The organism is Streptomyces sp. DG1A-41, assembly GCF_037055355.1.
GTDB lineage: Bacteria > Actinomycetota > Actinomycetes > Streptomycetales > Streptomycetaceae > Streptomyces.
This window is the reverse complement of record NZ_CP146350.1, coordinates 1,636,613-1,661,409: the sequence shown is the minus strand read 5'-3', so window position 1 is coordinate 1,661,409 and position 24,797 is coordinate 1,636,613. Positions and strand designations below refer to the sequence as shown.

Here is a 24,797-nt window from a genome sequence, read left to right as displayed (position 1 = left end):
TGTGTCCCGATTGATGGACGGCTGCACCAAAGCTTCCGCTGTCGGGTTTTCGGTGTGTCCACGCCCGGTTCCGCTGCGTGATGGGTGCTCAACTCCGGTGGCTGCGAACCTTCCTGCCGGCCGCGACTAATCTCGTCGCGAGAACATCGCCCCACCCCCGTGATCCGCTGCGCCACCCCTGCATGCCGGATACACGGAGTCGACAGCTCTGGAGAAACTCGAGCATGAACCGCAAGACTTTGGTGCTGCCGGCCGTGATCGGCCTGCTCGCGCCGGTACTCGCCGCCTGTGGCGGGTCCGACAGCGGGAGCGACAACGGCGGCGCGATCGTCGTCGGCACCACGGACCGGTTCACCGCCTCGAAGGACGCCCCCGCGCCTCTCGACCCGGCGTACGCCTACGACGTCGGCACCTGGAACATCCTGCGCCAGACCGTGCAGACCCTGATGATCCAGCCGCGCGGCGAGGGCGAGCCGGTACCGGAGGCCGCCGAGCGCTGCGGCTTCACCGACACCGGCAACGAGCGCTACGCCTGCACCCTGCGCGACGACCTGAAGTTCGCGAACGGCGACCCCGTCACCGCGGCCGACGTCAAGTACTCCATCGACCGCGCCCGTTCCCTCAGGGCCGACAGCGGCGTGTTCGCGCTGCTGTCCACCATCGACACCGTCGAGACGCAGGGCGACCGCGAGGTCATCTTCCACCTCAAGACCGCCGACGCGACCTTCCCGTACAAGCTGTCGACACCGGTCGCCGGCATCGTCGACCCCGACGAGTACCCGAAGAACAAGCTGCGCGACGGCTTCGACCTGGACGGCTCCGGCCCGTACACCCTCAAGGCCGACGTCGAGAACGGCGAGATGGTCAAGGCCGAGTTCACCAGGAACCCCGACTACAAGGGGAGCCTGAAGCTGAACAACGACAAGGTCGACATGGTCTCCTTCAAGGACGCCGACGCCATGGGCGCGGCCCTGAACAAGGGCGACATCGACCTGATGACCCGCACCATGTCGCCGGAGCAGATCCGCAAGCTCTCGGGCGACGCGGACACCGACATCGACCTCGTCGAGATGCCCGGCCTGGAGATCCGCTACCTGGGCTTCAACACCGACGCCCCGACCGTGAAGTCCAAGGCCGTGCGCCAGGCGATGGCCCAGGTCGTCAACCGCAGCGAGCTGGTCTCCAAGGTCTACGGCTCCCAGGCCGAACCGCTGTACTCGCTCGTCCCGGCCAGCGTCACCGGCCACTCCAACTCGTTCTTCAACAAGTACGGAGACCCGAACGTCACCAAGGCCCGCTCCCTGCTGAACCAGGCGAACGTCACCACCCCGGTGAAGCTGACGCTGCACTACACGACCGACCACTACGGTCCCGCCACCAAGCAGGAGTTCGAGGTCCTCCGCGACCAGCTCAACTCAAGCGGCCTGTTCGACGTCGGCATCAAGGGCACGCCGTGGGACGCGTTCCGCCCGGCCGAGAAGAAGGGCGAGTACGACGTCTACGGCATGGGCTGGTTCCCGGACTTCCCGGACGCCGACAACTTCCTCGCTCCGTTCCTGGACAAGGACAACACCCTCGGCTCGCCGTACGACAACAGCCGAATCCGCAACACTCTGATCCCTGAGTCCCGCCGTGAGGCGGACCGGCTGTCCGCCGCCACCAGCCTGACGGACATTCAGGACATCGTCGCCTCCGACGTGCCGGTGCTGCCGCTGTGGCAGGGCAAGCAGTACGTCGCCGCGCGCGACGACATCACGGGTACCGCTTACGCGCTCAACTCCTCGTCGACGCTCCAGCTGTGGGAGCTCGGCCGGGGCGTGAGTGGCTGACGGACCCGCTGGATCCCCGGGGCCGGCGACCGCGACCCCCGGGGAACCGTGCCCCGGAGCCAGGGACATGCTCCGGGTGTTCTCGAGAACCGACGACAAGGCACACACGTGAACATACGCAACCAGTGGCCGGTCCTGCCCGTCGTGGCGGGGCTCGCCTCCGGCCTGCTGACCGGCTGTGGCACGGAGACCGGAGACTCCGGGGGAGACGGCTCCAACGTGGTGGTGGGGATGTCCGACGACGTCCTGGCCACCGACCCGGCCTCCGGCTACGACCCGGGCTCCTGGCTGTTGTTCAACAACGTCTTCCAGTCGTTGCTCAGCTTCCCCAAGGGCGCCACGGAACCCCAGCCGGAGGCCGCCGAGAGCTGCGCCTTCAGCGACACGCAGACCACGGTCTACAAGTGCACGCTGAAGGACGGCCTCAAGTTCAGCAACGGTGACCCGCTGACCTCCGAGGACGTCAAGTTCTCCTTCGACCGCATGCTGAAGATCAACGACCCCGACGGGCCCGCGATCATGTTCCCCACGCTGGAGAAGGTCGAGACGCCGGACGAGAAGACGGTCGTCTTCCGGCTCAACACGGCCGACGCCACCTTCCCGAGCAAGATCGCCTCGGGCGCCGGCTCCATAGTCGACCACCGCGAGTACGACGCGGACGGGCTGCGCAAGGACGGCAAGGCCGTCGGTTCCGGCCCCTACCAGCTCGACTCGATCGACGACGAGCAGGCCGTCTTCTCCGTCAACGAGAACTACAAGGGCACCGCCGAGGTGAAGAACACCGGCGTGACGCTCAAGTTCTTCGGCGGCGACCAGACCGCCCTGAAGCAGGCCATCGAGAACGAGGAAGTCGACATCGCCTACCGCGGCCTGACCGCAGGCGACATCGCGGACATGGAGAAGGCCGACGACGGCACCGGCGCCGAGGTCGTCGAGGGCAGCAGCGCCGAGGTCCAGCACCTGGTGTTCAACATGGACGACCCGGTCGCCGGAAAGCTCGGCGTCCGCAAGGCCATCGCCCATCTGCTCGACCGCGAAGCCCTCATCAAGGACGTCTACCAGGGCACCGCGACCCCGCTGTACTCGATCATCCCGGCCGGTATCGCCGGCCACAACACGGCCTTCTTCGACAAGTACGGGGCCCGCCCCTCCAAGTCCAAGGCGGCCGCAGCGCTGCGCGCCGACGGCATCACCGGCAAGGTGAAGCTGACCCTCTGGTCGACCCCGTCCCGCTACGGCCCCGCCACCGACCAGGAGTTGAACGCCATCGCCGGCCAGCTCAACGCGAGCGGCCTGTTCGACGCCGACGTCAAGTCCGTCCCCTTCGGCCAGTACGAGAAGGACATCGCCGCCGGCAAGTACGGCGTCTATGTGAAGGGCTGGGTGCCCGACTACCCGGACGCCGACAACTTCACGGCACCCTTCTTCGGCAAGGGCAACGTACTGGGCAACAACTACGACAACAGCACCATCACCGGCTCGCTCATCCCGCGCACCGCGGCCCTGACCAACCGCGCCTCCACCGACAAGGAGTTCGGGGAGCTCCAGGACATCGTCGCCGACGAACTGCCCGTCCTGCCGGTGTGGCAGGCCAAGCAGTACGCGGTCGTCCGTGACGGCGTCTACGGCCTGGAGTACTGCCTCGACGCGTCCACCGTGTTCCGCTTCTGGGAGCTGAGCAAGGACTCCTGAGGCACAAGCGTGAAGAGGGCGCCCCTGCTCGGCAGGGGCGCCCTCTTCGTGTTCCGGCCGGGAGGAGGCTTACTGCGCGCCGGGGCGCACCAGCCCGCTCTCGTACGCGTACACCGCGGCCTGCACGCGGTCGCGCAGGCCCAGCTTGGTGAGCACGTGCCCGACGTGAGTCTTGACGGTGGTCTCGCTGACGAACAGGTCGGCGGCGATCTCGGCGTTGGACAGCCCGCGCGCCACGAGCTTCAGCACCTCGACCTCGCGGTCGGTGAGCGTGTGCAGCGTGTCAGGCACCGGCTCCTCGCCCGAGGGTAGATGCGTGGCGTACTTGTCGAGCAGCCGCCTGGTGATGCTCGGCGCGAGCATCGCCTCGCCCGCGGCGACGACCCGGATCGCCTGTACCAGCTCGTTGGCCGGGGCGTCCTTCAGCAGGAAGCCGCTGGCACCGGCCCGCAGGGCCTCCACCACGTACTCGTCGAGGTCGAAGGTGGTCAGCACCAGGACCTTCGCCGGACCGTCCCGCCCGGGGCCGGTGATCTGCCGGGTCGCCTCCACACCGTCCATCCGCGGCATGCGGATGTCCATGAGGACCACGTCGGGCTGGAGCGCCCGCACCTGGTCGAGCGCCTGGAGGCCGTCTCCGGCCTCGCCGACGACCGCGAGGTCCTGCTCGGCCTCCAGGATCATCCGGAAGCCCGTGCGGAGCAGGGGCTGGTCGTCGACCAGTAGGACGCGGATGGCCACGTAAGTCTCCTTCGCTAGTCCGGCCCCATTCTGCCCTGCGCGAGGCCGCCGGACTCAGCCGCCCTGGCCGGTCGCCCTCAGCGGCAGCGGGTACGGCGGGGGAGTGCCGCCGAACTCCGGGCAGTGGACCTGGTGGTCGCACCAGCCGCACAGCTTCGTGGGGCGCGGCCGCCAGTCGCCCGTCTCGGTCGCCAGCCGGATCGCCTCCCACAGTGCGAGCAGCTTGCGCTCGACGCGTTCCAGGTCGGCGAGGACAGGGTCGTACGTCAGCACGTCACCGCTGCCGAGGTAGACCAGCTGGAGCCGCCTCGGGACCACGTTCTTCAGCCGCCAGACCACGAGGGCGTAGAACTTCATCTGGAAAAGGGCGCCCTCGGAGTACTCGGGCCTGGGGGCCTTCCCCGTCTTGTAGTCGACGATCCGGACCTCACCCGTGGGCGCCACGTCGACCCGGTCGATGATCCCGCGCAGCCGCAGCCCGGACTCCAGCTCGGTCTCGACGAACAGCTCCCGCTCGGCCGGCTCCAGCCGGCTGGGGTCCTCCAGGCTGAACCAGCGCTCGACGAGTTGCTCGGCCTCGCCCAGCCAGCGCGCCAGCCGCTCACCCTGCGGATCGTCGGCGAACAGCTCCACGACCTCCGGCCGCGTCTCCCGCAGCCGGTCCCACTGGCCCGGGATCAGCGACTTCGCCCGGGGCGCCGTGCGCTCGGCCGCCGGGGCGTCGAAGAGGCGCTCCAGGACCGCGTGCACCAGCGTGCCCCTGGTCGCCGCCTCGCTCGGCTTCTCCGGCAGCCGGTCGATGACCCGGAAGCGGTAGAGCAGCGGGCACTGCATGAAGTCACTGGCACGCGAGGGGGACAGCGAGGCGGGCGCTATGGCGGTGGGCGCGGTCCCGGCCGCCGTCTCCACCGCCGTCTCGATGACCGCCTCCACGGACCCGTCCGGTACCGGCGAATCCACCGCCGCGGCAGGGCTGCTGTCGGGCTGCGCCGCGCCCTCGGTGCTCGTCTCCATGCCCCAGACCATACGGCCCGCCACTGACAGTGACCCAGTCGCGGTCGCGCCGCGGGCGGGAGTAGGAGAAGGGGGCGGAGGGAAACTCAGGGGTGCCGGGGCGGAACGCACCTCGACGGACGCATACCATCGACTCGAGACCCTCCCGTCCGGCAGGCGCGGGAGACGCAGCGAACGAGGGGACACCGGTGGACGAGAGCGGCGGGCGCGGGCAGCCGCGGTCCGGCAACAAGGAGTCGGCCGAGCGCCACGCAGGGCCTCCGGCCCGGGCCACCGACCCCACCTCCGCCGACGAACAGTCCACGGACGTACGGCGGTTCCCCTCCACGAGCGACGACGACGCCCCTGCCGCGACGCCGCCGACCCGGCCGGCCGACCGCCCGGCCCCGCAGACACCCGAACCGGCGGCCGACCCGGCAGCGGACCAGGCCCCCCGCGCCGCCGGCCCGGCCGTACGACCGGAAGCCCCGAGGCCCGGCCAGGACTCATCCGCCATCGCGGACGGCCCTCCGGAAGTTACACACCAGGGGCAGCCCGACGGCCCCGAGTCCAATGCCCACGGCGAGCACGAGGGCAGCCGCCGTCCGGAGGGCGACGCGGACGGCCCCGAGGCCGATGCCCTGCGCAAGTCCCCGGCTGACGGCGGTCATGACGGCAGCCCTCGGCCGCAGGCCGACGCGCACCCCGACCGTGCCTACGCCACCGGCCCGCACACGGGCTCTGCCGCGGGCAAGCCCGATGCGACCAGCCGGCAGACCGCCCCCGGCCCCGGTGACCGCCCCCTCGCGCACTCGGCGGACGGCAAGGGCCCCGCGCCCCAGCGGCCCCCGGAGCCGCGGGGCGGGCTGCTGATGGGGCGGCCGTTCGGCGTGCCCGTATACGTCGCGCCCAGCTGGTTCCTGGTCGCCGCGTTGATCACCTGGGTGTTCGGCGGGCAGCTCGAGCGCGTGCTGCCCGAGCTCGGCGCCGCCCGCTACCTGGTCTCCCTGTTCTTCGCAATCGCCTTCTACGCGTCCGTGCTGGTGCACGAGCTGGCGCACACGGTGGCCGCCCTCCGCTTCAAGCTCCCGGTCCGCCGTATCCAGCTCCAGTTCTTCGGCGGCGTCTCCGAGATCGAGAAGGAGGCCGAGACCCCCGGACGGGAGTTCGTGCTCGCCTTCGTAGGGCCGCTGCTCTCCCTCGCCCTGGCGGGTGTGTTCTACGCCGCCATACAGACGGTGGAACCCGGGACCGTCCCGGGCGTCCTGCTGGCCGGCCTGATGATCTCCAACCTCATCGTGGCCGCGTTCAACCTCCTGCCCGGTCTGCCCCTCGACGGCGGCCGCATGCTCCGTGCGGTCGTCTGGAAGATCACCGGCAAGCCGATGAGCGGCACCATCGCCGCCGCCTGGGTCGGCCGCTTCCTCGCCGTCTCCGTCCTGATCGGCCTGCCCCTGCTGACGCAGTCCGGCGCCCTCGGCACCGAGGCCGTGGACAACGTCGGCATGGACACCGTCCTGGACGCCCTGCTCGCCGCCATCCTCGCCGCGATCATCTGGACCGGCGCCGGCAACAGCCTGCGCATGGCCCGCCTGCGCGAGCACCTCCCCGAACTGCGCGCCCGTGCGCTCACCCGCCGTGCCGTCCCGGTCGAGACCGACACCCCCCTCTCGGAGGCCCTGCGCCGCGCCAACGCCGCCGGCGCCCGGGCCCTGGTCGTCGTCGACGCCCACGGCAACCCCGTCTCCCTCGTCCGCGAGGCCGCCATCGTCGGCGTCCCCGAACACCGCCGCCCCTGGGTCGCGGTGAGCGGCCTCGCCCAGGACCTGACCGACGGCATGCGCGTCTCGGCGGAACTGTCGGGCGAGGAGCTCCTGGACGCCCTGCGGGCGACGCCCGCGACCGAGTACCTGGTGGTCGAGGAGACCGGCGAGATCTACGGCGTCCTGTCCGCGGCCGACGTGGAGCGCGCCTTCGTGAAGGCCATGGCCCGGCCCTCCTAGTGGTCGGAGGCCCCCTCAGGTGCCGGTAGGCTGGTCACATGTCCGAACCGACCGGTGCCGCCCGCAGGCGCGGGCCCTTCAAGGTCGGGGACCAGGTACAGCTGACCGACCCCAAGGGCCGCCACTACACGTTCACGCTCGAGGCCGGGAAGAACTTCCACACCCACAAGGGTTCCTTCCCGCACGACGAACTGATCGGCGCTCCCGAGGGCAGCGTTGTCCGCACCACAGGAAACGTCGCCTACCTCGCGCTGCGCCCCCTGCTCCCCGACTACGTCCTGTCCATGCCCCGCGGGGCAGCCGTCGTCTACCCCAAGGACGCGGGGCAGATCCTCGCCTTCGCCGACATCTTCCCCGGCGCCCGCGTCGTGGAGGCCGGCGTCGGCTCCGGCTCGCTCAGCAGCTTCCTGCTGCGCGCCATCGGCGACCAGGGCATGCTGCACAGCTACGAGCGCCGCGCCGACTTCGCCGAGATCGCCCAGGCGAACGTGGAGCGCTACTTCGGCGGCCCGCACCCCGCCTGGCAGCTCACGGTCGGCGACCTCCAGGACAACCTGTCCGACACCGACGTCGACCGCGTCATCCTCGACATGCTCGCCCCCTGGGAGTGCCTGGAGGCCGTCTCCAAGGCGCTGGTCCCCGGCGGCATCCTGTGCTGCTACGTGGCGACCACCACCCAGCTCGCCCGGACCGTCGAGTCCATCCGCGAGATCGGCTGCTTCAACGAGCCGACCTCCTGGGAGACGATGATCCGCAACTGGCACATCGAGGGCCTGGCCGTCCGCCCGGACCACCGGATGATCGGCCACACCGGCTTCCTGCTCACCGCCCGCCGCCTCGCCGACGGCGTCGAGCCGCCCATGCGCCGCCGCCGCCCCGCCAAGGGCGCCTACGGCGAGGACTACGCCGGCCCCAACGCCGACGGCGGCACCGGCCGCTGAGAAGGCCGCCCCGCACAACGCACAGGCGCCGTGGCGGAGTTCCCGGACCCGACCCGAACTCCGCCACGGCGCCTTACTGTTGCCCCCAGGCTGCCGCGGCGGGTGGACCAGTGCATGCGCCCATTGACCTGAATCAGACCCCCTGGGGCCCGCCTTGCCGACGTGACGCGGACCGGCAGCGGCCCGAGCCGGAACGAGCTTGCTGACACAGCGGCAGGAACCGTGACCCTTCTGACTTCTCCGGCACGGGACCTGCACACCCCGCCGTTCCCTCGCGGTGTGACGTGTGGCACCATGCTGGCCACCCCACCACCGGCACAGCCCTCAGGAGACACTCCTAGTGCAGCCTTCCGCCGTCCCGGAGCTCGCCCACACCCACACCCGCCCCATCCACTGGCTCGCCACCGCCACGGCGGTCGCCGGCGTCATGGCCCTCTCCTCGGTCCTCCAGCCAGGCGCGGCGACGGCCGCTCAGCCGTCCGCCCCCGAGACCGGAAGCGCGCCGGCGAACGCGACCGCCCCCGACCCGGCCGCCGTGGAGTTCCCCATCGAGTGCGGCCCGGTGAAGGCCGTGGTGAAGAAGAGGGCCTCCGGCGACCTCGACGGCGACGGTAGCCCCGAGACCGTGGCCGTGGTCCACTGCGACTCCCCGATGGGCACCCCGCCGGACGGCGTGTACGTCCTCACCCGGGGCCGCGACGGCGGCGAACCGCGCGTGGTGGCGACCCTGCTCGACCCCGAGGACGGCACCACCGTCAGCGACTTCGCCGTACGCGACGGCGCCGTCACGGCCAACCTCCTCGGCTACTCGTCGCGCGATGTGCCGCGTTGCTGCCCGGATGTGCGCAGCGACGTGAAATGGCGTTGGCGGAACGGCGCGTTCGTGCGCTCGGCACCGGCCGGAGCCCGCAGCGTGTGAGGCGCGCGCCCCACGTGTGAGATATCAGACAGTAGTAACGGAACGTAGAGAAGTGGTCACTCCGTGTCCGGCCCGTACACCTCGGCCCTGTCCGAAACTCGACGCACGTGGATGCACTCGCCCGGACACTCCTTCGCCGAGTCGATCACGTCCGTGAGAAGCGGCAGCGGAACGGGCGTTGTCGCGCCCTTGTCCTGGAGCAACTCGTCGTCGGGGCTCTTCACATAGGCCAGACCGTCGATGTCCAGCTCGAACACCTCGGGCGCGTACTGGGCGCAGATGCCGTCACCGGTACACAGGTCCTGGTCGATCCAGACCTCCAGCGCCTCGCCGTCGACCCCGGCCTCCTGCTGCACGCTCATGTCTCCTGCCGTTTCATACGCCGAGCCGTATCGGGAATCCGGCCAGCTCTGACGGGTGTTGAACGCTTCGACCCTACCTCCGGCTGGGTTCCATTCATGTTCGCTGGGTATTCCCCTGGCGTGAGGGAGAGCGCAAGGGTGAAGATCGGACACACCCCGACCGTCTTTGTGATCTAGGGGTTTCAATCGACACCCGCCCAGGTAGGGTCTGGAAGCGTCCAGCTCCCCTTGGAGGAGGTGAGGACCGTGGCAGCCCACGACGACGACATGAACCGCGGCATCCGCCCGGGACGCGGGTCCGACGACCCGGCCGGGCAGATCGCCTACCTTGAGCAGGAGATCGCCGTCCTGCGACGTAAGCTCGCCGACTCTCCGCGACACACGAGGATTCTCGAAGAGCGGATCGTCGAGCTGCAGACCAATCTGGCCGGCGTGTCCGCACAGAACGAGCGACTCGCCAACACGCTCCGTGAGGCCCGTGACCAGATCGTGGCCCTCAAGGAGGAAGTCGACCGGCTCGCACAGCCGCCGGCCGGCTTCGGTGTCTTCCTGACGGCCAACGAGGACGGCACCGCCGACATCTTCACCGGCGGCCGCAAGCTCAGGGTGAACGTCAGCCCCAGCGTCGAGCTCGACGAGCTCCGGCGCGGCCAGGAAGTGATGCTCAACGAAGCGCTCAACGTGGTCGAGGCCATGGAGTTCGAGCGCGTCGGTGAAATCGTCACACTCAAGGAGATCCTCGAGGACGGCGAGCGGGCCCTGGTGCTCGGGCACACCGACGAGGAGCGGGTGGTACGGCTCGCCGAGCCGCTGCTGGACGTCACCATCCGCGCCGGCGACGCCCTCCTGCTCGAACCCCGTTCCGGCTACGTCTACGAGGTCGTGCCGAAGAGCGAGGTCGAGGAGCTCGTCCTCGAAGAAGTCCCCGACATCGGCTACGAGCAGATCGGCGGCCTCGGCAACCAGATCGAGGCCATCCGTGACGCGGTCGAGCTCCCGTACCTGTACCCGGACCTGTTCAAGGAGCACGAACTACGGCCGCCGAAGGGTGTCCTGCTGTACGGGCCTCCTGGATGCGGTAAGACCCTGATCGCCAAGGCCGTGGCCAACTCGCTGGCCAAGAAGGTCGCCGAGGTGACCGGCCAGGCCGCAGGCAAGAGCTTCTTCCTCAACATCAAGGGCCCCGAGCTCCTGAACAAGTACGTCGGTGAGACGGAGCGGCAGATCCGCCTCGTCTTCCAGCGGGCCCGTGAGAAGGCCAGCGAGGGAACACCCGTCATCGTCTTCTTCGACGAGATGGAGTCCCTCTTCCGCACCCGTGGCTCCGGTGTCAGCTCGGACGTGGAGAACACCATCGTCCCGCAGCTGCTCGCCGAGATCGACGGTGTGGAGGGCCTCCAGAACGTGGTCGTGATCGGTGCCTCCAACCGTGAGGACATGATCGACCCGGCCATCCTGCGGCCCGGCCGGCTGGACGTGAAGATCAAGATCGAGCGTCCGGACGCCGAGGCGGCCAAGGACATCTTCGGCAAGTACCTCACCGAGCGCCTCCCGCTGCACAGCGACGACCTCGCCGAGCACAGCGGATCCAAGGCCTCCACGGTCCAGAGCATGATCCAGACGGCCGTCGAACAGATGTACGCAGAATCCGAGGAGAACCGCTTCCTGGAGGTCACCTACGCCAACGGCGACAAGGAAGTCCTCTACTTCAAGGACTTCAACTCCGGCGCCATGATCGAGAACATCGTGGGCCGCGCCAAGAAGATGGCGATCAAGGACTTCCTCGAGAAGAACCAGAAGGGCCTCAGGGTCTCCCACCTCCTCCAGGCCTGCGTGGACGAGTTCAAGGAGAACGAGGACCTGCCGAACACCACCAACCCGGACGACTGGGCCCGGATCTCCGGCAAGAAGGGCGAGCGGATCGTGTACATCCGTACGCTCATCACCGGAAAGCAGGGCGCGGACACCGGACGCTCCATCGACACGGTGGCGAACACCGGTCAGTACCTGTAAAAGGCAGGGCGGCTGCGGGTGCCCTCGGCGGGGTACCCGCAGCCGACTGTTTTTCAGGGCCACGGCTGGAGCAACGCAATGACGCAAATGATCTCCCCACCAGCGCAAAGGCGTTCTAGGCTCTTGCGTACCGCCAAGTCGCGCAGTGCGGGGACGGGCACCGCACACGCAACCGAGCGCCAGCGGTATCTGAGTGGCGCCCACGACCGAGGGCGCCGCCGGGCAAGGAGGGCCGCATGACCGTACGGCGAGTAATGGGCATCGAGACGGAGTACGGAATCTCCGTCCCCGGCCACCCCAACGCCAATGCCATGCTCACCTCGTCCCAGATCGTGAACGCCTACGCGGCGGCGATGCACCGGGCCCGCCGGGCCCGCTGGGACTTCGAGGAGGAGAACCCGCTGCGGGACGCCCGAGGCTTCGACCTCGCCCGCGAGGCCGCCGACTCCAGCCAGCTCACCGACGAGGACATCGGCCTGGCCAACGTGATCCTCACCAACGGCGCACGGCTCTACGTCGACCACGCCCACCCCGAGTACAGCGCCCCCGAGGTCACCAACCCCCGGGACGCCGTCCTCTGGGACAAGGCCGGCGAGCGGATCATGGCGGAGGCCGCGGAACGGGCCGCCCAGCTGCCCGGTGCCCAGCCGATCCACCTGTACAAGAACAACACCGACAACAAGGGCGCGTCCTACGGCACGCACGAGAACTACCTGATGAAGCGGGAGACCCCCTTCTCGGACATCGTGCGCCACCTGACGCCGTTCTTCGTCTCCCGTCAGGTCTTCACCGGAGCGGGCCGCGTCGGTATCGGCCAGGACGGGCACGAGCACGGCTTCCAGCTCAGCCAGCGAGCCGACTACTTCGAGGTCGAGGTCGGTCTCGAGACGACGCTCAAGCGCCCGATCATCAACACCCGCGACGAGCCGCACGCGGACGCCGAGAAGTACCGCCGTCTGCACGTGATCATCGGCGACGCGAACCTCTCGGAGATCTCGACGTACCTCAAGCTGGGGACGACCTCCCTGGTCCTGTCGATGATCGAGGACGGTTTCATCGCCGTCGACCTGGCCGTCGACCAGCCCGTGCGCACCCTCCACCAGGTCTCGCACGACCCGTCCCTGAAGCGCCTGATCACGCTGCGCAGCGGGCGTACGCTCACGGCGGTCCAGCTTCAGATGGAGTACTACGAGCTCGCGCGCAAGTACGTCGAGGAGCGGTTCGGGGCGGACGCCGACGACCAGACCAAGGACGTCCTGTCCCGCTGGGAGGACACCCTCACCCGTCTGGAGCACGACCCGATGAGCCTGGCCGGCGAGCTGGACTGGGTCGCCAAGCGGGAGCTCATGGAGGGCTACCGGCGCCGGGACGACCTCGACTGGGACGCGGCGCGGCTGCACCTGGTCGACCTCCAGTACGCCGACGTACGGCCCGAGAAGGGCTTGTACAACCGTCTGGTGGCCCGCGGGCGCATGAAGCGGCTGCTGGACGAGGCGGACGTCGAGCGGGCCCGTACGGCGCCGCCGGAGGACACGCGCGCGTACTTCCGCGGCCGCTGCCTGGAGCAGTACGCGGACGACGTGGCGGCGGCCTCCTGGGACTCGGTGATCTTCGACCTGCCGGGCCGGGACTCCCTCCAGCGCGTTCCAACCCTGGAACCGCTTCGCGGAACGCGTAATCACGTCAAGGAGCTCCTGGACCGCTGCCGCACCGCGGAAGACCTGGTCAGGGTCCTTTCGGGCGGGTGAGCGCGTTCAGCGGGTACTCGGGTGGGGCCCGCCGGACAGGGTGGAAAGTCCCAGGTCCGGGAATCATCGAGGTGGCCCCCGTACGTTGGAGCAACTGCGGGGCCATTGTCAGACCCGGCGAGTAGGGTCTGATCTTGACCGAGCAACTGTGTCGGGCGAAGCGAGCGGGGTGAGGGATATGGCGACCAAGGACACCGGCGGCGGACAGCAGAAGGCCACCCGGTCCACCGAGGAGGTCGAGGAGCAGGCGGCAGAGGCGCAGGCTTCGGAGGACGTCAAGGAGCGTCACGAGAAGCTGAGCGACGACGTGGACTCGGTTCTGGACGAGATCGACGACGTCCTCGAGGAGAACGCCGAGGACTTCGTGCGCTCCTTCGTTCAAAAGGGTGGTCAGTAAGGCGCCAGTGCCTTCCATTCGAAGGTGAATGGGGTGCATGGGTGACGGACGGGCGTCGTGGAGCGCCGCGCGCGGAATGCATGACGTCGTGCCTTCGCGTGCGGCGCTCCGGGCGTCGGTGGCGTCCGGCGCCCGGTGGTCCGCCTGCCTGTGTGCGGCGGGCAAGTGCGGCGTCGCTCTCGCGGAGTTGGTCCCGCCGGGCATGTGGATCACCGCCGAAGGACGGGTAGGGTCCGTGGCATACCGTGCCCCCGGTCGCAACCGGACCGGGGTTGTTCCAAGGATCGGCCCGACGTCACAGGGCGGGCTGTCGCATACGTGGAAGGAATCGCGTGGAAGCCAACACTCGTAGCACCGGGCGTCTGCCAGCTGCCTTCCTGACGCCAGGGTCTGCCTCCTTCATGGACTTCCTGTCCGATCACCAGCCCGAACTGCTGCCGGGCAACAAGAAGTTGCCCCCGGTGCAGGGCGCGATCGAGGCGCCGCACGGCACGACGATCGTGGCCGTGACGTTTCCCGGCGGCGTCGTCCTCGCCGGTGACCGGCGGGCCACCATGGGCAACGTCATCGCGCAGCGGGACATCGAGAAGGTCTTCCCGGCCGACGAGTACTCGGCCGTGGGCATCGCCGGTACGGCGGGTCTGGCCGTGGAGATGGTGAAGCTGTTCCAGCTGGAGCTGGAGCACTTCGAGAAGGTCGAGGGCGCGCAGCTGTCGCTGGAGGGCAAGGCGAACCGGCTGTCGACGATGATCCGGTCCAACCTCGGCATGGCCATGCAGGGCCTGGCCGTCGTGCCGCTGTTCGCCGGGTACGACGTGGACCGGGAGAAGGGGCGGATCTTCTCCTACGACGTCACGGGCGGGCGCTCCGAGGAACAGGGTTACGCGGCCACGGGTTCCGGTTCGATCTTCGCTCGCGGCGCGATGAAGAAGCTCTTCCGGGAGGACCTCAGCGAGGCCGAGGCCACGACGCTCGTGGTCCAGGCGCTCTACGACGCGGCAGACGACGACTCGGCGACCGGTGGTCCCGATGTCGCCCGCCGGATCTATCCCATCGTCACCGTGATCACCGAGGACGGTTTCCGCCGGCTCTCCGAGAACGAGTCGTCCGAGATCGCGCGCTCGATTCTGGAGCGGCGTCTGGAGCAGCCCGACGGTCCGCGGGCCGCGCTGCTGTGAGCGGCGGGCTGTCTTCATGAGGGTGGTCCAGTGAACCGACGGAATCTTCAAGAGAGGGACGGATAACCGGTGTCGACGCCGTTCTATGTCTCACCCCAGCAGCAGATGGCCGACCGGGCGGAGTACGCCCGGAAGGGCATCGCTCGTGGTCGCAGCCTCGTTGTGCTGCAGTATGCCGACGGCATCGTGTTCGTCGGCGAGAACCCGTCCCGTGCGCTGCACAAGTTCAGCGAGATCTATGACCGGATCGGCTTCGCGGCCGCCGGCAAGTACAACGAGTACGAGAACCTGCGGATCGGCGGCGTGCGCTACGCCGACCTGCGGGGTTACACCTACGACCGGGACGATGTGACGGCCCGGGGCCTGGCGAACGTGTACGCGCAGACGCTGGGCACGATCTTCTCGAGTGTCGGGGAGAAGCCGTACGAGGTGGAGCTGGTCGTCGCCGAGGTCGGGGAGACGACCGAGCAGGACCAGATCTACCGGCTGCCGCATGACGGATCCATCGTGGACGAGCACGGCGCGGTCGCGGTGGGGGGCAACGCGGAGCAGATCAGCAGTTACCTGGACCAGCGCCACCGGGACGGCATGACGCTGGCCGAGGCCCTGAAGCTGGCGGTGCAGTCCCTGTCTCGTGACACCAACGGCAGCGAGCGGGAGATTCCCGCGGAGCGGCTGGAAGTGGCGGTGCTGGACCGTACGCGGCCGCAGAAGCGCAAGTTCAAGCGGATCACTGGGCGCCAGCTGAGCCGGCTGCTGGAGGCGGACGGGGCGACCACGGCGTCGGAGGCCGAGGCGGATGCCGCGGCTGAGGCGGAGGCATCCGGGGACGGCGAGTAGTCGTCCACGTCCGCGGGTGCCTCCGGCGGTTGAGCCGGGGTGCCCGCGGCGGCCTGCGCGGGTGTGGTGGGGGTGCCGTGCCTTCGCCTGCGCGCGGGTTGTGGGGGTAGGGGCCGTGTCGGGGGTGTCCACCCTCGGAACTGTGCGATGGGGTCGGACACCGGCTGACTCCCCGTTGACGCGCCAACCGCCGCGGGCGGACACCCCCGGCACGTGTCCCCTTCCGTGCGCGCGCGGGTGCGGGCGCGCGGTGCCCCCGCTTCGGCTATCGCGGGCCGCCGCTGCGGGCGCGTGGTGATCCGTTCAGCCGCCGGAGGCTGTCGCTGCGGGCGGTCGTGCCGCTTGAGGCGGCACGGGTGGGCGCGGCGGCACCCCGTTCCGCCGGGCTGCGGACCCGCCCCGGCCCCGGCACCGACGCCGCCTACGGCAAGCCAGGTGGTGCCGTGGAGCCGCGTACCACCAGCCGTACCGGGATGTCCCCGCCCTCGGGCTCACGGCCCTCCAGGACGGCCAGCAGCGCCCGCATGCCCCGTTCACCGAACAGCTCGGCGTCCAGGCGGACCGTCGTCAGCTCCGGGTCGATCGCCGTGGCCAGGGCCAGATCGTCCAGGCCGGTGACGGACAGGTCGTCCGGGACGCGCAGGCCCAGGCGGCGAGCTGCCTTGTACGTGCCGGCGGCCAGCTGGTCGTCGTCGCAGACCACGGCCGTAGGACGGGGGCCCGGCTCCGAGAGGGCCGTTTCGGCCGCGGCCACCGCGCCCTCGATGGAGATCGGCGAGCGGGCCGTGCGGACGGACGTACCGGGCACCCCGGCCAGCCGGGCCGCCACCTCCCGGGCGCGTACCTCGAAGGTCCAGGACGGTACGTCCGCCGCGAGGTGGAGGAACCGGCGGTGGCCCAGGGCCTGCAGGTGTTCCGCGACCTGGCGGACACCGTCGGCGATGTCCAGGTTCACCGTCGCCGCCCCCAGGCTTCCCGCCGGGTCACTGTCCAGCATCACCAGCGGCAACGCCTCCCCACGGATCGCGGTCAGCGCGTCCGCGGCCATGGAGGAGGCGATGACACCGTCGAGCGCGGCCTGGGCGGAGGCGAAGGGGTCCGGGGCGGGGCCGATGCCCTCGGGGGAGGGGTAGAGGACCACGCCGAAGCCGTGCTCGGCGGCGACGCGGCCGGCGCCCGTGTAGACGCCGGCGAAGAACTCCGTGGTCAGGGCCGGGACCACCAGGAGGACCGTGCGGGTGCGGCCCAGGCGCAGGTTGCGCGCGGCCAGGTTCGGGCGGTAGCCCAGGTCGCGCGCGGCCTCGCGGACCCGCTCCGCCGTCGCCTCCGAGACGCGCCCGCGCCACTTGTCCCCGAGGACCAGGGAGACCGCCGCCTGCGAGACGCCGGCGGCCTGGGCGACGTCCCGGCTCGTGGGTCGGGTGCTGCCTCGTGCCACCGTCGGGCTGCTCCTTCGTCTGGACTCGTGAACAGCGGCCATGGTACGTATGGAACTCGACGTTATACGTAAAACCTAGGGTGGGGACATGGCCACGGGATACCTGGAGATCCTTCGGGCGCGACACGCCGCCCGGCTGCTCGTCGGCACGCTCGTCGGTCGTCTGCCCAATGCCACGGCGGCCATCGCGATCCTGCTGTTCGTGCGGGCCGAAGGCGGTTCGTACAGCATCGCGGGGGCGCTGGTGGGCGTGTACGGCGTCGCCAACGCCGTGGGCCAGCCGGTGCTGGGCAGGCTCGTGGACCTGCGCGGGCAGCCGCGCGTGCAGTTGCCGGCGGCGGTCCTCTCCGGGCTCGCCATGGCCGTCTTCGCCTTCGCCGGGATCGGGTCGCTGCCCCTCGCCTGTGCCGCCGTGGCCGCCGCCGGGCTCTTCACGCCGCCCCTCGAGGGCGGGCTGCGGGCTCTGTGGTCGTCCGTCCTCCGCAAGGAGGAGCACGTGCACACCGCGTACGCCATGGACGCCGTGGCCCAGGAGGTGATGTTCACCGTCGGGCCGCTGCTCGTGACGCTGTGCGTGTCCCTGTGGTCCGCCCAGGCCGCGCTGCTCGTGCTGAACGTGGTCGGGGTGCTGGGGGCGCTGTCCGTCGTGGTGTCGCCGCCCTCGCGCGCGTGGCGGTCGGCGCCGCGCGAGGCGCACTGGCTCGGCGCGCTGCGCTCGGCGGGGCTGCTGGCGCTGCTGGCGGCGTTCCTGTTCATAGGGATGGCGCTCGGGTCCATCACGGTCGCCTCGGTGCCCTACGCGGACGACCACGGCGGTGACGTCGTGTACGGCTGGCTGATGGCGGCTCTGGGGTTCGGGGCGCTGGTCGGCGGATCCGTCTACGGAGCCCGGCCGTGGGCCGGTGAGCCCGCGCGGCGACTGCGCGTGCTGGTGGCACTTCTGGTGGTGTGTTATCTGCCGCTGATGCTCATGCCGGGCGCGGTGCCCATGGTGGGGCTGACCGCGCTCGCCGGTGTCTTCCTCGCGCCCGCCATCGCCTGCGGGTTCGTCCTGGTGGACCGGCACGCGCCGCGGGGCACGGTCACCGAGGCGTTCTCCTGGCTGGTGACGACGTTCACCGTCGGCCACTCGGTCGGAGCGGGCGTCGCGGGGCCCGTCGTGGAGGCGGGCGGGGCGCTGTGGGGCTTCGCCGTGCCGGGTGTCGCGGGTGGCGTGTCCCTGTTGGTTTTGACCGCCACGGGGCGGGTACTCGCAGCTCCCGGTGGGGGAGCGGCGGTTGCCGCCGGTTCGGAAAATGATCCAAACCGTGCCGTCGAACCCCGTTTCAGTTCAGGGGATCGGGCGTAATGTTCCCTCATGGACCGCCGCATTTTCGGGCTGGAGAACGAGTACGGCGTCACGTGCACGTTCAGGGGACAGCGCCGCCTGTCTCCTGACGAGGTGGCGCGGTACCTCTTCCGCCGTGTCGTGTCATGGGGCCGCAGCAGCAATGTCTTTCTGCGAAACGGCGCCCGCCTCTATCTCGACGTGGGTTCACATCCGGAATACGCCACACCGGAATGTGACAACGTGATCGAACTGGTCACCCACGACAAAGCGGGCGAGCGCATTCTCGAAGGACTCCTGGTGGACGCCGAACGACGCCTGCACGAGGAGGGAATCGCGGGCGACGTCTACCTCTTCAAGAACAACACCGATTCGGCGGGCAACTCCTACGGCTGCCACGAGAACTATCTGGTCGCCCGGCACGGGGAGTTCTCCCGGCTCGCCGACATTCTGATTCCCTTCCTGGTCACACGGCAGTTGCTGTGCGGCGCGGGCAAGGTGCTCCAGACGCCGCGCGGTGCCGTGTACTGCGTCAGCCAGCGGGCCGAGCACATCTGGGAGGGCGTCTCCTCGGCGACGACCCGCTCCCGGCCGATCATCAACACGCGTGACGAGCCGCACGCGGACGCCGAGCGCTACCGCCGCCTGCACGTCATCGTGGGCGACTCCAACATGTCCGAGACGACCATGCTGCTCAAGGTCGGCGCCACCGACCTGGTGCTGCGCATGATCGAGGCGGGCACGGTGATGCGGGACCTCACCCTCGAGAACCCGATCCGGGCGATCCGCGAGGTCAGCCACGACATCACCGGCCGCCGCAAGGTCCGCCTGGCCAGCGGACGTGAGGCCTCCGCCCTGGAGGTGCAGCGCGAGTACTACGAGAAGGCCGTGGACTTCTGCGAGCGCCGAGGCATCCGCACCGGCACCGTGGAGCAGGTCCTGGAGCTGTGGGGCCGCACGCTGGACGCGATCGAGACCGAGGATCTCGACCGCATCGGCACCGAGATCGACTGGGTCATGAAGTACAAGCTCCTCGAGCGGTACCGGGCCAAGCACAACATGACCATGTCCCACCCTCGTGTCGCGCAGATAGACCTCGCCTACCACGACATCCACCGCCGTCGTGGCCTGTACTACCTGCTCGAGAAGAAGGGCCAGGCAGCGCGTGTCTGCAACGACTTGAAGATCTTCGAGGGCAAGTCCGTTCCGCCGCAGACCACTCGGGCCCGGCTGCGCGGCGACTTCATCCGGCGCGCCCAGGAACAGCGCCGTGACTTCACGGTCGACTGGGTTCACCTCAAGCTCAACGACCAGGCCCAGCGCACCGTGTTGTGCAAGGACCCGTTCCGTTCGGTGGACGACCGGGTGGAGAAGCTGATCGCCGGAATGTGAGGAAATGCGCCGGCGGGAAAATCGCCGGAACGCCACACGGGCGCCGTACGTTACAAGTACGGCGCCCTGCTCACGCCGTAGAGTTGCGCGCACGCCATCCACGAGATCGACCGATTACGAGGCCCCCACAGTGCGCCGACGCTCACTTCTCATCTCCGTACCCGCTGGACTTGCCACGCTCGCCGCATGCGGCGATGACAAGTCCGACTCGAGCAAGGCCAGCGACAGCCCGTCGCCCTCGGCGTCGGCCCCGTCCGCGGCACCGCCGCCGAAGATCGTCGACGGCCCGCTGCCGGCGGTCACCGCGGGCACGAAGTTCGACGAGAAGCCGACGATCGCCAAGGGCAGCTCAGAGCCGTCGAAGCAGCTCGCGGTGAAGACCCTGGTCGCGGGCAGCGGCAAGGTCATCGCGGAGAACGACTTCGTCGTCGCGAACTACCTGGGCCAGGTCTGGAACACCGCCAAGGTCTTCGACAACTCCTACGACCGCAAGACCCGCCTGGCCATCCAGCTCGCCCAGGGCCAGATCATCGACGGCTGGCGGTACGCGCTGGCCGGCAAGAAGGCCGGCAGCCGCATCGAGATGGCCGTCCCGCCCACCTGGGGCTACGGCTCGCAGGGCAACCCGCAGGCGGGCATCAAGGGCACCGACACCCTGGTCTTCGTCGTCGACGTGCAGGACACGTTCAACGCCAAGAGCTCCGCCAAGGGCAAGGAGGTCCCGCAGGGCAACGCGGACCTGCCCAAGGTCGGCACCAACACCGACGGGAAGGCGCCCTCGATCGAGGTGCCCAAGGCGGCCGCCCCCAAGAAGCTGGTGGCGGAGTACGTCCTGGAGGGCGACGGCGATGAGGTGGCCGCCGACAACAGCGTCCTCGTGCAGTACAAGGGCGTGCTGTGGGACGGCGGCAAGGAGTTCGACTCGTCGTACGCCAACAAGCAGCTGGTGTCGTTCTCGCTCCAGCAGGTCGTCAAGGGCTGGGCGCAGGGCCTGACCGGCAAGAAGGTCGGCAGCCGCGTCCTCATCGTCATCCCGCCGGAGCTGGGCTACGGGGACAACCCGCCGCAGGGCAGCGGTATCAAGAAGGACTCCACGCTGGTCTTCTCGGTGGACATCCTCGCGAAGCTGTGACGCGCGTGGGATGTAAGACTGTGCGTGTTCGCCTTTCCGCAGACAAGCAGGAGCAAGAGACGTGAGCATCGACAAGCCCGAGATCGACTTCCCGGGCGGCGAGCCCCCGGCGGACCTCGAGATCAAGGACATCTGGGAAGGCGACGGCCCGGTCGCGCAGGCGGGCCAGACCGTCACCGTTCACTACGTCGGTGTCTCCTTCAGCACCGGCGAGGAGTTCGACGCCAGCTGGAACCGCGGCACCCCCTTCCGCTTCCCGCTGGGTGGCGGCCGGGTCATCAAGGGCTGGGACCAGGGCGTGCAGGGCATGAAGGTCGGCGGCCGCCGCCAGCTGACCATTCCCGCCCACCTCGCCTACGGCAACCAGAGCCCGTCCCCTCTGATCAAGCCCGGCGAGACGCTGATCTTCGTGGTCGACCTGCTCGGGGTCTGACCAGGTTCGGACACACTCGATCATGTGGGGCCCATGCCTGTTCGGGCATGGGCCCTCGGCTTTTGCCGTACCACCGTGTGGCGGTACGGTCATCGCTCGTAAGCACCATAGGGAGGCGAAGCGCGTCGATGGCCATTGCCAAGGCCGAGCGGCTGATGAACCTGGCGCTGTGTCTGCTCGGGACGCGGCGGCCGCTCAGCAAGCGTGAGCTGCGCGACTCCATCGAGGCCTACGTCGAGGCCTTCGGGCCGGGCAACGGCTCGGGTGGCAACGACGACTCCTTCAACCGCATGTTCGAGCGCGACAAGGACGACCTGCGCGAACTCGGACTGGTCATCGAGACCGTCGAGAGCCTCGACGGCGAGGTCGGCTATCTGGCCCGCCGTGACAGCAACCGCCTCCCGCCCATCACCCTGGACGCCGAGGAGGCCGCTGCGCTCGGGCTCGCCGCCAAGGTGTGGCAGCAGGCCCGGCTCGCCGGCGCCGCCAGCGGCGCCCTCCAGAAGCTGCGGGCGGCCGGGCTCCCCGAGGACGTCGACCCGTACGGGTCGCACGGTGCCCTGGAGCCGCGCATCCCCGTGCACGAGGCGGCGTTCGAGCCGCTGATGCTCGCCTGCCGGGACCGCAGGCCCGTCGTGTTCGACTACCGCAAGGCCACCGCCGCGCACCCCGAGCAGCGGCACGTGGAGCCGTGGGCGCTGGAGTGCTGGCGGGGCCACTGGTACCTGGCGGGCTGGGACCGGGACCGGGGTGCCGAGCGGGTCTTCCGGCTGTCCCGGATCACCGGCAAGGTCCGCTCGCGCGGCGGCCGTTACACCGCTCCCGTGCCGGACGTCGTCACCGTCCGTGAGACCGTCGCGAGCTGGGCCGGCGAGATCACCGACCGCTCGGCGCGGATCCGGCTGCGCTCGGACGCGGGGTACCCCCTTCGGGCGAAGGCCACCTCCGTCCGGGAACTCGGTGACGGCTGGGACGAGTTGGAGATTCCGTACGGCCACGGGCTGGATGCCTGGCTGGTGGAGTTCGGGCCGGACGTGGTCGTCCTGGAGCCCGCGGAGCTGCGGGCCGACGTGGTGGACCGGCTACGGGCCGTGGCCAAGGGCTGAGGGGGAGCGGACGAGAAGTGGCAGGCAAACCGGTCAGGCCCGTGAACGCCATCGACCAGACCAGACGGATGCTCTCCCTGGTGACATATCTGAGGGAGCGCCCCGGGGCCCGGGTCGAGGACGTCGCGCGCGCCTTCGGGATCACCGAGGACGAGCTGGTCTCCGACCTCGACGTGCTGCCCATGTGCGGCACCAGCTTCCGCGGCGGCGACCTGCTCGACATCGACACCGACGGCGAGCGCATCTGGTGGCACAACCCGGCCGCCCTGGCGGCGGAGGCGGCCGAGCCGCTCAGGCTCGCCGCCGACGAGGCCACCGCCCTGCTCGTCGCCGCCCGGGCCGTGGCCACGCTGCCCGGACTGCGCGAGAGCGACCGGCAGGCGCTGCTGCGGGCGACGGCCAAGGTGGAGGCCGCGGCCGGCGAGGCGGCGGGCGCCAGCTCGCGGCTGTCGGTGACCTTCGAATCCGAGGGCGGGGTCTTCGCGGACGTCGACCGGGCGATCGCCGAGCGCCGCCGGCTGTGGATCCGCTACTACTCGCCCGCGCGCGACGAGGTCACCGAGCGGGAGATCGACCCCATCCGCCTGGTCAGCGTCGGGCACACGTATGTCGAGGCCTGGTGCCGCCGCTCGGAGGCGCGCCGCACCTTCCGGCTCGACCGGGTCGCCGAGATCAAGATCCTGGACGAGCCGTCGGCACCGCCGGAGATCGAGCTGCGGGACCTGTCCGAGGCGCTCGTCCAGCCCGCGGCCGAGGACCCGGAGGTCGTGGTCGAGGTCGGCCCCGGCGGCCGCTGGGTCGCCGAGTACTACCCGCACGACAGCGCGGACGAGCTTCCGGACGGCGGGCTGCGTATCACTCTGCGGACCCCCGACCCGGCGTCACTGCGGCGCCTGGGCCTCAGGCTCGGGCGCGACGGCCGCATCGTGTCGCCGCCCGAGCTGGCGGACAGCGCCCGGCAGGCGGCCCGCGAGGCACTGGCGGCGTACGACGGGATCGAGGCGGTGGAGGCGGCCGAGGTACGCGCGGCGCACGCGGTGGCGGACGGGCCGGACGGCAGACGCGAGTGAGCCGCAGGTGCCCAGGGCGCCGACGGCCGGCTGTCAGGGCCGTCCTCCGACACCGTCGTGGTGCCAGGGAGCCGACCTGGCCGACGTCGGCGGCGAGCCGGCCCGTACCGGCGCCACCCGGGTGCCCCGAAGGCGAACGACCCGAGAAAGAGGAGCCAGGGCTGTGAGCGAGTCGGTGACATCCGGTGCGATGGGCATGACGGTGGAGTCCGCGTTCGCCGGGATGAGAAGCGTGTCCCCGGTGGTGTTCCGGGCGGGCTGCCCGGACTGCCGGGGGCGCTTCGAGCTCACCGCGGGTGCCCTGCGCCTCGCCATCGGCGCCACGAGCCGCACCACCTTCTACTCCTTCACCTGCCCGGAGTGCGGTGCGGCCGTCCGCAAGCCCGCGGGGGAGCGGATCGTGGAGCTGCTGACCGACGGCGGCGTGCGGACCCTGCGACTGCATTCCACGCTGTAGAGGGTCTGGACGTTCGACGTTCCAGGAGGGTCTAGGCTCGGCGTCATGTTCTGGCCGATGTTCGCGATTGCCGTGGGATTCGTGGGTCTCGCCGTGCTCGGGGTGCTCGCCGTGCGGGTCTTCGTCGAAGCACAGCGCCTGGGCAGCCAGGTCACGGACTCGGCGCGCCGTATCAACCGTGCCGCGGAGGAGCTGGAGCGGGCGGCGGAGACCGCGGCCCGGTCCGTGGACGCCCTGTGAGCTGTCCGGTGGGTGCCTGTGAGTCTGGCTTTGGGACACTTCGCCCTGTCACCTCGGCGGTTCGGACAGGTACTCTGGCTGGTCGCGGCTCGGTTAACGAGGCACTGGCCGCGGACGGGAGTACGCACAGGGGATGCAGAGGGATTGCCTCACGTTTACCCCTGAGCGTTACGATCGCTGTCAGCACGATCGTTCGGACACATGTCCGACCGGTCGGACAGCACCCCCACCACAGCCGCCTCGGTGAGAAGGTAAAGACTTATGTTCGGAAGGCTCGGAGCTCCCGAGATCATTCTCATCCTCGTCGTCATCATCCTGCTGTTCGGCGCGAAGAAGCTTCCGGACATGGCTCGGTCGCTCGGCAAGTCGGCCCGCATCCTCAAGAGCGAGGCCAAGGCGATGAAGGACGAGAACAAGTCGTCCACGACCCCGGCCGGCCCGCCGAACAACGACGAGCAGCCCTCGCAGCGCACCATCCAGGCCGCCCCCGGTGACGTGACCAGCTCGCGCCCGGTCAACGAGCCGACGGACACGACCAAGCGCTGA

The 24,797-nt window shown here is 69.9% G+C and carries 22 protein-coding genes and 1 pseudogene; 19 read left to right on the top strand and 4 right to left on the bottom strand.

Annotated elements, in window-relative coordinates; translation table 11 throughout:
* The first annotated feature begins 224 nt into the window (after positions 1–224).
* Together V8690_RS07835 and V8690_RS07830 are read left to right on the top strand one after the other, a co-directional pair.
* Positions 225–1,829, top strand: coding sequence for an ABC transporter substrate-binding protein (locus V8690_RS07835; RefSeq protein ID WP_338776799.1), 1,605 nt, complete (start codon positions 225–227; stop codon positions 1,827–1,829).
* 108 nt (positions 1,830–1,937) lie between these two features.
* Positions 1,938–3,521 (top strand): ABC transporter substrate-binding protein, encoded by a 1,584-nt coding sequence (locus tag V8690_RS07830; protein ID WP_338776797.1) that lies wholly within the window; start codon positions 1,938–1,940, stop codon positions 3,519–3,521.
* 69 nt (positions 3,522–3,590) lie between these two features.
* On the opposite strand, the gene V8690_RS07825 is transcribed toward V8690_RS07830, so the two are convergent.
* Together V8690_RS07825 and V8690_RS07820 are read right to left on the bottom strand one after the other, a co-directional pair.
* Positions 3,591–4,262, bottom strand: coding sequence for a response regulator transcription factor (locus tag V8690_RS07825; protein WP_010045368.1), 672 nt, complete (start codon positions 4,260–4,262; stop codon positions 3,591–3,593).
* Positions 4,263–4,276: 14 nt separating this feature from the next.
* Positions 4,277–5,276: pseudogene (locus V8690_RS07820) on the bottom strand (RecB family exonuclease).
* Between the two features lie 188 nt (positions 5,277–5,464).
* Between V8690_RS07820 and V8690_RS07815 the strand changes: the two are divergent.
* From V8690_RS07815 to V8690_RS07805, 3 genes are all read left to right on the top strand, one after another.
* Positions 5,465–7,258 carry a site-2 protease family protein gene (locus V8690_RS07815; RefSeq protein WP_338776796.1) on the top strand — a complete coding sequence of 598 codons (1,794 nt, stop codon included), beginning with the start codon at positions 5,465–5,467 and terminating at the stop codon, positions 7,256–7,258.
* Between the two features lie 38 nt (positions 7,259–7,296).
* Positions 7,297–8,199, top strand: a complete 903-nt coding sequence (locus tag V8690_RS07810; protein ID WP_010045361.1) for a tRNA (adenine-N1)-methyltransferase — start codon at positions 7,297–7,299, stop codon at positions 8,197–8,199.
* Between the two features lie 340 nt (positions 8,200–8,539).
* Positions 8,540–9,118 (top strand): hypothetical protein, encoded by a 579-nt coding sequence (locus tag V8690_RS07805; RefSeq protein ID WP_338776794.1) that lies wholly within the window; start codon positions 8,540–8,542, stop codon positions 9,116–9,118.
* Positions 9,119–9,174: 56 nt separating this feature from the next.
* Here V8690_RS07805 and V8690_RS07800 read toward each other — a convergent pair whose 3' ends face one another.
* Positions 9,175–9,480 carry a ferredoxin gene (locus V8690_RS07800; RefSeq protein WP_338776793.1) on the bottom strand — a complete coding sequence of 102 codons (306 nt, stop codon included), beginning with the start codon at positions 9,478–9,480 and terminating at the stop codon, positions 9,175–9,177.
* A 246-nt stretch (positions 9,481–9,726) separates the two neighbouring features.
* Between V8690_RS07800 and arc the strand changes: the two genes are divergently transcribed.
* From arc to prcA, 5 genes are all read left to right on the top strand, one after another.
* Positions 9,727–11,493, top strand: coding sequence for a proteasome ATPase (gene arc, locus V8690_RS07795; RefSeq protein WP_338776791.1), 1,767 nt, complete (start codon positions 9,727–9,729; stop codon positions 11,491–11,493).
* A gap of 236 nt (positions 11,494–11,729) precedes the next feature.
* On the top strand, positions 11,730–13,241 hold the full coding sequence (gene dop, locus V8690_RS07790; protein WP_338776789.1) for a depupylase/deamidase Dop: 1,512 nt from the start codon (positions 11,730–11,732) through the stop codon (positions 13,239–13,241).
* A gap of 178 nt (positions 13,242–13,419) precedes the next feature.
* The gene (locus V8690_RS07785; protein WP_010045349.1) at positions 13,420–13,638 is read left to right on the top strand and encodes a ubiquitin-like protein Pup; all 219 of its coding nucleotides are present in this window, start codon (positions 13,420–13,422) and stop codon (positions 13,636–13,638) included.
* 332 nt (positions 13,639–13,970) lie between these two features.
* On the top strand, positions 13,971–14,816 hold the full coding sequence (prcB, locus tag V8690_RS07780; RefSeq protein WP_150479904.1) for a proteasome subunit beta: 846 nt from the start codon (positions 13,971–13,973) through the stop codon (positions 14,814–14,816).
* 69 nt (positions 14,817–14,885) lie between these two features.
* Positions 14,886–15,656: a proteasome subunit alpha gene (gene prcA / locus V8690_RS07775; RefSeq protein ID WP_338776786.1), complete on the top strand. Its 771-nt coding sequence runs from the start codon at positions 14,886–14,888 to the stop codon at positions 15,654–15,656.
* A gap of 421 nt (positions 15,657–16,077) precedes the next feature.
* Here the strand turns inward: prcA and V8690_RS07770 are convergent, their stop codons facing one another.
* Complete coding sequence (locus tag V8690_RS07770) at positions 16,078–17,094, bottom strand: LacI family DNA-binding transcriptional regulator (RefSeq protein WP_338776784.1); 1,017 nt, start codon at positions 17,092–17,094, stop codon at positions 16,078–16,080.
* An 88-nt stretch (positions 17,095–17,182) separates the two neighbouring features.
* Here V8690_RS07770 and V8690_RS07765 point away from each other — a divergent pair, with 88 nt between their 5' ends.
* The 9 genes from V8690_RS07765 to tatA all read left to right on the top strand — a co-directional run bounded on the left by V8690_RS07765 (position 17,183) and on the right by tatA (position 24,797).
* Positions 17,183–18,442, top strand: a complete 1,260-nt coding sequence (locus tag V8690_RS07765) for an MFS transporter (protein WP_338776782.1) — start codon at positions 17,183–17,185, stop codon at positions 18,440–18,442.
* A 9-nt stretch (positions 18,443–18,451) separates the two neighbouring features.
* Positions 18,452–19,813 carry a Pup--protein ligase gene (gene pafA, locus V8690_RS07760; protein ID WP_086564699.1) on the top strand — a complete coding sequence of 454 codons (1,362 nt, stop codon included), beginning with the start codon at positions 18,452–18,454 and terminating at the stop codon, positions 19,811–19,813.
* Positions 19,814–19,943: 130 nt separating this feature from the next.
* Positions 19,944–20,945, top strand: a complete 1,002-nt coding sequence (locus V8690_RS07755) for an FKBP-type peptidyl-prolyl cis-trans isomerase (RefSeq protein ID WP_338776778.1) — start codon at positions 19,944–19,946, stop codon at positions 20,943–20,945.
* 61 nt (positions 20,946–21,006) lie between these two features.
* Positions 21,007–21,378, top strand: coding sequence for an FKBP-type peptidyl-prolyl cis-trans isomerase (locus tag V8690_RS07750; protein WP_010045336.1), 372 nt, complete (start codon positions 21,007–21,009; stop codon positions 21,376–21,378).
* Between the two features lie 128 nt (positions 21,379–21,506).
* Positions 21,507–22,484 (top strand): WYL domain-containing protein, encoded by a 978-nt coding sequence (locus V8690_RS07745; protein WP_338776777.1) that lies wholly within the window; start codon positions 21,507–21,509, stop codon positions 22,482–22,484.
* 17 nt (positions 22,485–22,501) lie between these two features.
* A complete protein-coding gene (locus V8690_RS07740; RefSeq protein WP_338776775.1) occupies positions 22,502–23,554 on the top strand; it encodes a WYL domain-containing protein in 1,053 nt (350 codons plus the stop codon).
* 163 nt (positions 23,555–23,717) lie between these two features.
* Positions 23,718–24,011, top strand: coding sequence for a hypothetical protein (locus tag V8690_RS07735; protein ID WP_338776773.1), 294 nt, complete (start codon positions 23,718–23,720; stop codon positions 24,009–24,011).
* Positions 24,012–24,056: 45 nt separating this feature from the next.
* Positions 24,057–24,251, top strand: a complete 195-nt coding sequence (locus tag V8690_RS07730) for a hypothetical protein (protein WP_338776772.1) — start codon at positions 24,057–24,059, stop codon at positions 24,249–24,251.
* A 261-nt stretch (positions 24,252–24,512) separates the two neighbouring features.
* The gene (tatA, locus tag V8690_RS07725; RefSeq protein WP_059419437.1) at positions 24,513–24,797 is read left to right on the top strand and encodes a Sec-independent protein translocase subunit TatA; all 285 of its coding nucleotides are present in this window, start codon (positions 24,513–24,515) and stop codon (positions 24,795–24,797) included.